The organism is Runella sp. CRIBMP (assembly GCF_009905605.1).
GTDB lineage: Bacteria > Bacteroidota > Bacteroidia > Cytophagales > Spirosomataceae > Runella.
This window is the reverse complement of the sequence record NZ_JAAAKZ010000022.1, coordinates 60293-72197: the sequence shown is the minus strand read 5'-3', so window position 1 is coordinate 72197 and position 11905 is coordinate 60293. Positions and strand designations below refer to the sequence as shown.

Annotated in this window: 9 protein-coding genes; 2 read left to right on the top strand and 7 right to left on the bottom strand. The window is 47.2% G+C overall.

Going from position 1 to position 11905, the window contains the following annotated elements; genetic code table 11:
* Nucleotides 1-133: 133 nt before the first annotated feature.
* The 7 genes from GVN20_RS27090 to GVN20_RS27060 all read right to left on the bottom strand — a co-directional run bounded on the left by GVN20_RS27090 (nt 134) and on the right by GVN20_RS27060 (nt 9314).
* Entirely contained in the window at nt 134-583 is a 450-nt protein-coding gene (locus tag GVN20_RS27090) for a hypothetical protein (protein ID WP_229599200.1), read from the bottom strand.
* 146 nt (nt 584-729) lie between these two features.
* Complete coding sequence (locus GVN20_RS27085) at nt 730-1398, bottom strand: FMN-binding negative transcriptional regulator (RefSeq protein WP_166561350.1); 669 nt, start codon at nt 1396-1398, stop codon at nt 730-732.
* A 46-nt stretch (nt 1399-1444) separates the two neighbouring features.
* Nucleotides 1445-1894: a GNAT family N-acetyltransferase gene (locus tag GVN20_RS27080; protein ID WP_166561349.1), complete on the bottom strand. Its 450-nt coding sequence runs from the start codon at nt 1892-1894 to the stop codon at nt 1445-1447.
* 88 nt (nt 1895-1982) lie between these two features.
* A complete protein-coding gene (locus GVN20_RS27075; protein WP_166561348.1) occupies nt 1983-3734 on the bottom strand; it encodes a T9SS type A sorting domain-containing protein in 1752 nt (583 codons plus the stop codon).
* Nucleotides 3735-3757: 23 nt separating this feature from the next.
* Entirely contained in the window at nt 3758-5056 is a 1299-nt protein-coding gene (locus tag GVN20_RS27070) for a hypothetical protein (protein ID WP_166561347.1), read from the bottom strand.
* A gap of 112 nt (nt 5057-5168) precedes the next feature.
* On the bottom strand, nt 5169-5807 hold the full coding sequence (locus GVN20_RS27065; RefSeq protein WP_229599199.1) for a hypothetical protein: 639 nt from the start codon (nt 5805-5807) through the stop codon (nt 5169-5171).
* Nucleotides 5808-6089: 282 nt separating this feature from the next.
* On the bottom strand, nt 6090-9314 hold the full coding sequence (locus GVN20_RS27060; RefSeq protein WP_166561345.1) for an ATP-binding protein: 3225 nt from the start codon (nt 9312-9314) through the stop codon (nt 6090-6092).
* A gap of 809 nt (nt 9315-10123) precedes the next feature.
* On the opposite strand from GVN20_RS27060, the gene GVN20_RS27055 reads away from it, so the two are divergent.
* On the top strand, nt 10124-10687 hold the full coding sequence (locus tag GVN20_RS27055) for a hypothetical protein (RefSeq protein WP_166561344.1): 564 nt from the start codon (nt 10124-10126) through the stop codon (nt 10685-10687).
* Between the two features lie 434 nt (nt 10688-11121).
* Complete coding sequence (locus GVN20_RS27050; protein ID WP_166561343.1) at nt 11122-11682, top strand: hypothetical protein; 561 nt, start codon at nt 11122-11124, stop codon at nt 11680-11682.
* The last annotated feature ends 223 nt before the right edge of the window (nt 11683-11905 follow it).

Genomic DNA, 11905 nt, shown 5'->3' with positions numbered 1-11905 from the left:
GTAATCACGCTTCAATACTTATCCACAGCTGGCCTAATTATCCATCATTCAATGGCCTTCTTTAGCATCATTATACAACCGCTCCAAATCGTTGCGAAAGCCATCCTCTACAAACCCGACAACATAGGAAGGGTCAAAGTAGCTCTGCCGTAAGCGTCTCCGCCAGCCTTAGCGTTATGGGTAGCAGTACGTACGTTTTCATTTCAACATCTCCGCCGGTGCGCATTTCTTTCGGGCTTTGGTGCGATAGCTCAACAGTGTATTTGACTTTGCCGGTGGCCACCTCCACGAGCTGGGTTTTGAGCGTGGCGGAGCCTTTGGTGTTGTATTCTTCGACCGTCCCCGTCAGCACATAACTGACTTTGAGTTGCTTGCCGACCCGCACCGCAGCGGCCGTCGAAGCACCGTTCACCGCTGCCAAATCAGCTTGTGATGCCTCCCTCGTGTGTCTTACATCCACGACATGAAACCGATTGGTTTTCATCAGTCGAAACGCGATGCTGGCCTGAAGCTGCCGCTTGGCTTCGGCAGTCATCCCCGACGCGTTGAGGCTGGGGGTAAATTCGACCACAGCTACCTTCACCTTCTCTGTTTTTATAGAGGACCCTGTAGACGGCGACTGAGCGAGTGTTCTACCAGCCAGAGCAGCTCCCAAAATAACAACTGCAATTAAGTTATTCATCATTCTATTCGTTTTGTAATTATTAAGTGATTTAAAAAATCAAAAAGTTATGAATCAAATTTATTTTCATCCCATTCAATTCCCGGAGGAAATAATTCTGCCCTGCGCTTTCGCATTTCAATGGCAATTAAATTACTGTTACCGCCTTCCTGTTCCAGTTTTGAAATAATGGTCAGATAACTTTTTTCATCTCTGTTTTGGCTCAATTTAAAAACATTCTCTATCCTATCGGCTTTCATCTCAAAACCAGCAATTGCTGGCATCATCTTATTTAAAAACGCGTCCGGAAGGTTGTCATAGATCGTCGGCGAGGTACTGTTTCCCCCTTCAAATTTTAAGGTCATTTTTTTCATTAATTGTATCAATTCAGCTTCCGGCATAAATTTTATTTGACCGTGGATGTGTACACTCATATAATTCCAGGTTGAACCAATGTGTGGATTACTGTACAGAGAAGCACTTACGTAGGCATTGGGGCCTGTAAATACAATGAGTGCGTTGGGATTTTCAACGAAAGCTTTATGGTGGTCTGTATTACGCATGATGTGTCCCTGCAAAAACAATTCACCTTGTCTTTCTTCAATCATTACCGGAATTTGTGTAGCAACTGGAGCACCTGACAAAGTGCTCCCTGTCAAGAATGCAAATGGATATTCTTCCATAAAATCCAATATTGCCTGTCGATCCTTTTCTTTAAAATAAGAGAAATTATACATGTTAGTTGGTGTTTTTTTGATTACGTATCCGCTGAATAGGTGTGCGTTATTGATTCAGCGGGTACGTAAACTGAATGACTTCCATGGCCGCACCGCCCGTTGTCCGGTAAAAGTCAATGGCCAGACTGTCTTCTTTATCTGCCTGTACAAACAATTCCTCTGTACCCAGATTGCGGCAGTATTGCATCAATTGCGTTAGTAATTTCGTACCGACACCCTGCCCCTGATAGGTTGTACCAACGGCAATATCATACAGATAAACCACTGGCTTTTCCGAATGATATTGGGGTAAGATGTAGGCAGTTAGACCACCAATAACCTGATTGGCAAACTGGGCGACGAAAACGATAAAATCAGGTCGGGCCAACAGGCGACGCAAGTGTTGGGGCTGGGCTTTCGTTACCTTGTCGGTTTCAAAAACGGCTCTGAATAGGTGAATCAGTTCAATGAATGGCTCCACTTCATCACCTGTCAATTTTTTGACTTCAACATTCATGGTGATAGCATATAAGGATTTATGTTAGTTTGGTACTGGCATCGCAAGACATAAAGGAGCCGTATAGGCACGGCTCCTCCTGTAGCGCTTAGTTTTTCAGCACTTTGGTCGTATAGGTCTGATTCCCAAAGTTTACCTTCACTAAATATAACCCAGCTGGTACTGGCATTCCGTGCCGGTCCGTGCCGTTCCATTGCACCCCTTTTTGACCCGATGCTGTGTCATTCGGGGTGAACGTAGCGACGGGCACGCCGGCCATGTTGAATATATGCACCGATACGGGCCCTCCCACCGCAAAGGGGTAGTTGATTTCGGTCTGCTCCTTAAATGGATTGGGGTAGGCGTGTACCTGGCGGTCTTCAGCCGATTCCCGAACGAACGATGGAGAAGACCCTTCCGCCAACAACTGCGGTGAGATGGTCGGCCCGGCAGCCTTGCGAGCCGAGGAAAATGGCACTCCCATCCTGACCGTGCCCACGGGTGCCCGTAGGGTCATAGGCCGGTTAAAGGTGGATGGACCGTAGTAATCGCCCCGGGCGAAGTACACCTGTGCCCCAGCTGGGGCATCGCTGGCCGCTTTGTTTTCGGTACGGAATGGTTTGTGAATCTCTCCAGTACCTGGATCGAAAAGGCCTTCGGGGTCGACGTACACGGAATTGTTGGAAAAGAAACTGGCAAGGCCATTTCGGAAGCCGTCGCTCCGGAAACCAGGTCCAATGGCGGGATTTTCTCCGTCATTGCTGCTGAAGTGTACTCCGATTGCTACATTTGAACCCTCATAAGTAATAGGAGCGCCGTAGGCAAGGGAATAGTTATTCATGGAATACACCACGAACAGGTCTCGATCATCGCTTGCATAGGGAAGATCATATTTTAGGTAGGTGTTCTGCTTCTGCAGGGATGTTTGCGTCAACTGCAGGTTTTTGAAGTTTGAGAGGCCTTCCAGCACAGGGCCATCAAAAACCCCATAATGGAACAGGTCGACCGACTTGTCCACTAGATTGTCAAGAATGTAATTGCTCGGATTTGTAGCGATGCGAAAATATTCCTGTTGGCGTTCACCAGGCCGCAGCCCTGTACCATTTGGAAGTGCCTCCAAAACACCCCAACCTACTTTCGTTATGTAACTCTCCCCATTGAAGACAAACTTATGATACCCTTTGACTCTGCTCCCCATATTTAAAGGATACTGATCCTGAGGGGATGGGTGTTGGATGGTGTTTCCAACGGAAGGGGGTACATTGAATTCAATCACGTCATAACCGATGTCGGAGGTTGTCACGATGGCCCCATTCGGTGCAATCCAGCCAGTACCGCCCGCAGAAGTTCCGTTGGTAAAACGGCCTACCGCTTTGGCGTAAGGATACATTTCGGTAATGTTCGCTGAGGTTGAGGTTGCTGTCTGGACTGTGGTACCGCCTGTTTTTGCCCCATGCCGAGCATTCCCCGCCTGTCCGACCTGCGGGTCGGTGACCCTGACTTCGGAAATGCGCACCGTGTTGCGGTCGCCGGGAGCGGTAAAGAGCGATACATTGACCGATTGGCCATTGAAGTAGGCCGAGCTGTAGTGCCAGTTATCGAGGTCCTGTTTTCTGAGTTCCTGCCGGGCACCGTCGGCACCTTCCAGCACTAGATAGCTGCCTTCGCCCAATTGAGTACCCGCAAAATACAGCCTAAGAAAGGTCGTGTTTGGCTGCGTTACCTGCGTCAGGAACCGAAGTGTATTGTGGTCGGACGAATCGGCCTGATGCTGGAACGAGTACGGTAGCAGCTTTTGGGCCACCGCTGAAACGCTCAACAGGCAGGTCAGACCAATGAGTAAAAGATTGATTGCTTTCATTTTTTTGCTGTTTTTTGGAAATTTTACTGAAGACTAACCAGCACAAGTACCAAACCCCTGCCTGTTTCCAACGAGGTCATGGCTTTGCCGAGAATAGCTCCCTGGGCTTTCCCTGAGTCGGTGGCTTTCATGGCGTGGCCGGTTGTTGGCGAAGTGGTGAGCAAATCGCCGGGCCGGATGGCCCCGTACTGTGCATCGACCCGACAATAAACGCGTCCCGTGAGGGCCACAGGGTGCTGCCCGCTGGCAAGGGTACCCGCCTGCCCCATCAGCATACCTGGCTGCACGTCGCCCGCTCCACTCACAATACCAGCCACCGTTTTGTCATAGGCTTGGCTGGCCACCCGTAGCTGCCCTGGCTTGTTGGGGTCAATACTGACCACCGTGCCAGGCAGTAGCGTTTCGCCCGCTTCGATGTCAAAGTGTTCGGCTAAATCTGACCCGCCAGTGATTTCGAGTATTTTGGTTGAGGTGGTTCCGTTGACCTGCAAAGTTTTGGAAGGCGTTGTGAGGCCAATGCCAACGTTCCCAGCGGGGGTAATCACCATTGTCGCATCGTCTGAACTGTTCGTTTTGGAGAACACCAGCTTACCCGCTCCTGCACTCCAATTGCTGTTGGCTACCCCAATCCGCCAGGCAGCTCCACCGGTACCGGGGTTGATGAGCTTGAGCTGCATATCGCTTTCCGAAGCAATACTAAACCGGGCTTCGTTGTCCGTCGTACCCACTTTTACCTTACCCCCGCCGTTGGCGAGGTGGACATTCTGTTCCGAATCGTTGTTGATGTACAGCGGGTCGCTGCTTTCGATCTGGTTGCCGTCCAGCGCCAGCATGTGGATGTTGTCGCCCACTTTGGTGTGCAGGCGCAGGGCACCGTCGGCCACATAACTACCCGATTTAGCGGCGTTTTTTCCGTAGATGGTAAACACAACTGGGTTGTCGACGTTGATACCCATTCGGGCCATGTCGGGGGCCAGGCCAAACAGCAGGTCACCGTTGTGCCGGATGCGGAAGTGGTTTTCGTTGTTGATGGACCAGGTTGCCGAAGACGAACCGTTCGCCACGGTGCGCCGAAGTTCGATGCCGGCCGTAAGGGTGGAAAGAGAAGCCCCACCCAGTGAGCTAACCCGGAGATATGTGTCTGACGTACTATGAATGTCTAAGTTCCGATTAGGATTTGACAGGCCGATTCCAACTTTGGCTGGAGGATTGACGTACAGATTACCATTTTGAGTCTGCCATTGGGCTAGTAGTTGATTGGAGCTGAATAAAAGGCTTGTAAAGCTAATTGCTGTTAAGAGGTTTGTGAAATACTTACGCATGATTTTGGAAATTATTGGTTTATCAGTAATGAATAAAAGACATGACTTCCCCAATCCGGATCAGGAGACTGCTCCGGGTAATCAGTAGGGACATTGTCGGAATCGACTATACTTAAATAGTTACAGTTGTGGGTACGGCCAGGTATACTTCGATGATTCGGGGTGTCATGGATACAATGCGGATGCCGCCGTATTGGGACTGATTCAACGGTTTGTCTACCTTAAAGAGAAAGACATCGCCCTGTTGGTACACCGGCGGCTCCAGGTTATTGTCCACCCAGTAGGATTGGAACAGACCCGGTCGCTCTTTTACCATGTGTTCGAGCGTTTTGAGCGAAAAATCAACCTGATTAAACCAAACTGCATCCATCTGATTACCGGCTCCAAACGCATGTATGAGTTCGCTCCACAACGTTCGGGACATTTCCAATTGGGCATTGTGATAAAGGTTAAAATTGGTCTTGTATGTAGTGGAAGCCGGTTGGCTATTCAGAAAATAGAAGCTGTTGAGCGCTCCATTGGAGAGCGTAAACACTGTTGGAATTTTGTTGGAATCGGTACCAGCTGGATAATTCGGCCACTCGATCCGCCAGGTGAGACACTTGGTGTGGGCCCATAAACTGTATTCAGGAATAAATGTCTTTTTGGTAATTGTCGGGTAAGGCAGCGATTGCCCGCCCGGATTGGGAATGTATCCTTCGATACCGTTCGAAGGCTGATTCGGCACGACGCCCTCAGTTCGTGCTGTCATATCCTTCCGCTCAATGATGCTTTCTTCGCATCCGCACAGTCCTATCAGGAGCAAGGAAAGAGCGGTTACTACTTTAACATGTTGCATACGAGTTTGTATGGAAAATAAGAAATTAGAGTGCCTACTGCTTACAGGTGATTCGGCCGATACCTTACGGCAGCAAAGGTAGCACAGGCTCTCCCGACGGGGCTGACACTCATCTCCCATATCATAGCACTGGTGTAACATGTGCTTAGTTTCGATAAAAATAAGCTGATTATCAATAATTTATGAATGTGAATTTTACGTATTCATTTCTTTTTGTCTGACAAATTCGGAGGGAAGCATCCCAAATTGGTCCTTGAAACACTTTGAGAAATAGGAAAGATGGTTAAAACCCGACAGATAGGCTGCCTCGGCGATCTGGATGCCTGGCTGTTGCAGTAGGTCGGCGGCCCGTTGCAGCCGGATGTAGCGGATAAAATCAGAGGCCGACTGGTCGGTCAGTGCTTTCAGTTTCCGGTGCAGTTGCATCCTACTAATACCCATCTCGCGCTGAAGAGTTTCTACGCTGAAAGCCTCATCGGCTATGTGTTCGTCGATGAGGCGGATGATTTTTTCCAGAAACTCGGCATCCCGGTCGCGTACGGGTGCGCTTGTCGGTTGCAACATTACTTCCCGGCTGTACTTTTTGCGTAGCAGATTGCGCTGGGTGAGCAGGCTGTTGATGCGGGCAATCAGTTCATCTAAAGCAAAGGGCTTAGCTAAGTACTGTTCAGCCCCACCCTCAAACCCTTCCTTCCGGGAATCGATGTCGTCTTTTGCCGTTAACAGTATAATCGGAATATGACTGGTCAGGTCGTCTTCTTTTAAGTGACGGGTCATTGAAAAACCGTCCATCCCGGGCATCATTACGTCAGAAATAATCAGGTCAGGAACCAACCAACGGGCCATTTGTAGACCTTCATCACCCCGCATGGCCTGCATGACCTTGAATCGGTCGGAGAGTTGCTGTCGGAGGTAATTGTTTAGTTCGGGGTGGTCTTCTACCAACAGGAGTGTTGGCTTGTCTTCCCTGCTGATGTCGTCCTGCTCTTCCACTGTCAAAGGGACGGGCGCAGTCATGCCTATGCCGTGGGGTATCCTATCCACTCTGCTTGCGTGCTGGGTTGTATCGGCAGCCAGCGGCAGCAACACCACAAAGGTACTGCCTGATTCTGGCTGACTCTCCACATAAATCGATCCTTTGTAAAGTTCAACCAGTTCTTTGGTTAGCGCCAGTCCCAGGCCGCTCCCGCCGAAAGCGCGTGTTTGGGAGGAATCAATTTGAAAGAAGCGGTCGAAGATGCGGTCTTGGTGTGATTCGGGAATGCCGATGCCCGAGTCGCGAACGACCAGCCGGAGACCAGTTTCGGGTTCCAACTCACCCTGTATTGTGACCTGACCGCCCACTGGTGTAAATTTGATAGCATTGGACAATAAGTTATATACAATCTTTTCGAGTTTGTCACTGTCGTAGGCCATTAACGGTTCAGTTGTCGGCAGCTGGATCTGATACCTGATCTTCTTAGCTTCGGCCATCGGTTCAAAGTAGCGGGCTGTCTGATAAAGGAAGCCAATCAGATTGCCCCATTGGTAGTTCAGCTTAAGCATACCCATTTCGGCTTTTGCCAGATCAAGGAGTTGATTTACTAGCCTTAGCAGTCGATTGGCGTTGCGCTCCATCATATGAGTTTCTTCTGGGCTGATGGCTCCCCTTTTCTGGAGTGGTGCCAGAATTAACTGAAGCGGGGTCCTGAACTCATGGGATAGGTTGGCAAAAAACTGAGATTTGACGCGGTCTAACTGTCGGATGTGTTCCGCTTCGATTTGCAGAATTTTGGCTTTTTTAGCCTCCTCATCTGCTATAGCTTGTGCAATTTTGCTGCTACAGATGGCCGCAATGGTTTGTAGCGCTTCCAAATGATGTTCTTTAAAAAAACCTTTTTCAGGATGTTCTGAGTCAATAACCCCAATTACTTTATTTTGGAGCAAGAGTGGCACCGTTAATTCAGCCAGGCGCACTTCGTCGTCCACGACGTAGCGCGGGTCCCGCGTGGTGTCAGTTACGATTTCTGGCTTACCCGTTTGAGCGACACTCCCCACAATGCCTTCTCCAAGAGGTATCTCCAGTGGGTTAAGGATTGAATAGGCTTCTGGATTTTTATTACCGTAAGCGGCTTTTTGGACCAGGGCAGTTTGTTCGTCATTGAGCAAATAGATCACGCAATCGACAAAGCCCAACCTGGCGATGCAGTTTTTAGCCACATCCCACAGAATTTCATCCACCGTATTTTTACCGTAAAGCGAGCTGGCGAAGTAGTGGATTGTTTCGTCTATGTCTTGTCGGCGTTGAAGGCTTTGCGAAAGCTGGTATTGTTCATTTTCCAGCGAAAGCTTAAGGTTGCGCTGCCGGAGTTTGTACCGATTGAAAAGCAGATATCCAATCAGTGCCCCCAGCAATACGAAAACAATTAATGAAACGATCAGCGTACGTTGCCGGCTTAATGATGCCTGCTGAGCTTCCAGACGAAGTTTTTGCAAACTCAGTTCACGGTCTTTCTGTTCACCTTGATAGCTGGCTTGTAGGTCGGCAATCTGCTTGGACAACTCCGCTGATTGCAAACTGTCTTTCAGTTCTTCGTACTGCTTTAGGGCAATCACGGCTTTCTCAGGATTCCCCAACACGCCATAAATCAGGGGTAAGTTGGCGAGGGCCTGTTGCTGAAGGCTTTTGGACTTGATTCGGTTGGCGATGGCCAGTGTCCGCTGCGTATACTGCAGGGCTTGCTTAAAATCACCCATATCCCGGTAAAGAAGTGCTAAATCTAGGTAAGAGCCGCCGATGTTTAATTGATTGCCTTTTTTTAGGTCAATGGCGAGCGATTTGTTGTAAAACTCTCTGGCTTTACCGAACTCCCGGCGAATGCGGTAAATTCTCGCTAGGTTATGAAACGTATTGCCTACTGCCTGACTATCCCTCTGGGCCATTTGTATATTCAGGGCCTTCAGGCCAGATTGCAGGGAGCGGTCGTAGTCTTTCTGGTCGAAGTACACGTTTCCCAAATTGCCATAGATGGCACCGAGCAGAGCAGTGTCCTGCTCGGCTTCTGCGATTTTCAGGGCTTCCAGGTTAGCCTCAATACTAGCATCATACAGTTTCAGGTAGCGGTTAATGACGCCCATTGCCATATACATGCGGCAAACGTTGCGCTGCTCACCCAGCTTATGGAAAATAGAAAGCCCGTTTTTGGCCGCATTAAGGGCACTGACGTAGTCGTCTCGTTCGGCATAGATACGGGCCAGCCGTTGAAAGGCTTTCCCTTCGGATAAAGTCAGTTTGTTTTTTTGGGCCAGCGTCAGGGCGGTTTTTGCGGCAACTAACGCTTTTTCGGGCTGGGAAGAAGTGAGTTTTTCAGCCCGTTCAAGGTGCTGGTTTACCGTTTCCTGGGTATTACCAGATTGAGCCCACAAAAAAGTGTCTCCCATAGATAAGAGACCGCAAAGAAATAGCCAAAAGCGTAGCGTCATGGTTATCAGCGTGGTACATGGTGTTGAGAATCCTCTGCTGATTGAAATATAAGAAGTTTTTGTAGAAAATGCGCGATCATTTTAGTGATAAGAAAAAAGTTAACCGCTTAGTGAAATGGAAATTAAGCGCAATTCTTATTAGGCATTATCAACCAACTAACCCTAGTTCAATAAATTATGCAAAGATGCCAAACATTCGTTCAGCCAGAGAAATTAAACGTCTGTTGCCTATACAATACTTAACTCGTTTGAAATAGCACTCTGGTTTATGGTACTGGTCATATACTCAAGTACACGTCTATTCATGATTGACCATCAATAAATGATTTCTTTTTGCACAAAACATACAATTGTTTAGATACAGACAACTTTATGAATTATGCCTTAAAGTAAAGATGTCAATCCAATGATTCAAACAACTTTTATATGAACCGTATATTGGGTGGTCCCAATAGTATAGGTGGCCTTCCCAGTGTTTTCGCCTTACCTGGCAAGACGGTCAATTTTTGAAGCCTCCGCAGATAGGTGTTACGTCACCGATTTAAAAAATATTATTTTTTTTGGTACAGTTTTCCCAGTTTAATCTCGTCTGAAGTTAGCTAGAAAAGGAGCATAGCAACTAACTTTTAACATTTCAAGTAGTGATTTTATCATTTGAGCATATGATTTTGCGAATTGGGAGAATAAAGCTTTAAGCCTACCTGACCATGCTTTACTTTTGAAATTGTAAATCTACAGCCATTCAAACACCTTAGTATTGATCAATTATGTCTTCTAGAAACTTGTGTGTATTCGCCTTGTTGGCAGCACCATTTTTATGTATAGGCTTTTACGTTGAAGAGTACTATCCACCCGCCGCAAACTCTCGGTGGACGGGAGCTTGGGGGCTTATTTATATGACTGGGTGGATGGCTAGTCTGGTAATTCTTCAACGGCACAAGCTGACTGGTAACAACCGTTACAGCCGAAACATCACTTGGCTGGTAGTGTACACTTTAATATTGGCCAATATTTCGAATTTATGGCAATTGATGGCACCTACTTACAAGCCCTTTATTTTCTGGATATTCGATATTGGGTGGCCATTAGGCAATATTTTAATGCTAATAGTTGGTGTAGCTGTACTGCGTGCCAATCGATTACGTGGCTGGAAACGTTGGGTTCCGCTGGTCGTTGGTCTTTGGTTGCCTTTTTCTTTTGCCGTACAAGATACCAATCTAGGGTTACATCTAAGTAGTATTTACTCATTGGTTGGCTGGTCGCTATTAGCATTGGTTTTATATCGTGAAACAACACTGCAAAAGGATACTGACAACTATATTAATGCCTGATTGGTAGCATTGCAGACAATCGCTCCTTATCGGACATCAGGTAGGAATTTCTTTTGTCTCAGAAAATCTACAATTGCTTATTTAATCAAACTTTAATTATCACTCATAAAACCTGCAATACTTACTAATATTCCTACAGCCTCGGTATTTTCAAGCACAAACCATACAGGTTTTGGCAGATAGCACTTATTCTAAACAATAACAGATAAAATATTTTAACCCAACGTAGTATGATAAGTTTACACAACTCTAACATCCTGATAATCCTTGCGTGTCAGATACTATTTTCTAGTTGTACGATCTTCGATGAGGAGCCAGCATCAACAACATCCAAAAAAGGCCACTTAGTTGGAAAGGTCCTAGACGATCAGGACAAACCTTTACAGGGCGTTCAAGTTGTAGCAGATAACAACTGGCTATATAACAGCAACCTAGTGAGCATTACCAATGCTGATGGCACTTATAGTATAAAGCTACCTGCAGCAGCCAGTACCTATACAGCCTCGGCTGAAATTAAGACAAACTATAACGGTATAGCCTATAAATTTCGGTTACGGCCAGAAGAAGTAGGAGGTTTTACTCAGGAAGGTGCGGTTCGAAATTTTAGGTGGGTTTTGTCTGGTGAGTATCCAGATGAGCCGGGCCTCTACTATGGCGGTACCATTACGCTAGACAAAGTAATTGGTAGTTCGCTATTTGATGTCGAGAACATTGAATTTACACTAACCCCAGTAGGCAACTTGGTAGACGGGTCTGTGGGGAAAATTCTTACTCGGCGGTGTGGTCCTCCTAGTAGTGACACGTTTGGCCAATTAGTGGATATACCAATCGGACGCTATAAGATAACGGCAGTTCATAAGCCAACGGGTAACCGCGTTTTGGTCCGAAATAAAAACGGGGCATTTTCTGCCGATGGTTCGGTTACGCTGGATTTTTACGGAGAGAAATCCCCCTGGTTCTGTTCTAACTGCATGGTAATTGAATATGGGGAATAATCTAGTCTATCACGTTTCTTAGTTTTCTAAATTTTAATGGGAAAGACCAACGTTTCGTTTCAGCTAACCCCCGTAGCCTTAGCTTATCCTCAATCCATTTATCAGCCACAGTCCCTGTCTATACGAAGCAGGCTCTTTTTGGATTGTCATCCAGTATGATCAAGTACAATCACTACTTACAAATCTCATAGCCAACGGAATTTTTGCCCTAGTGTCACACATT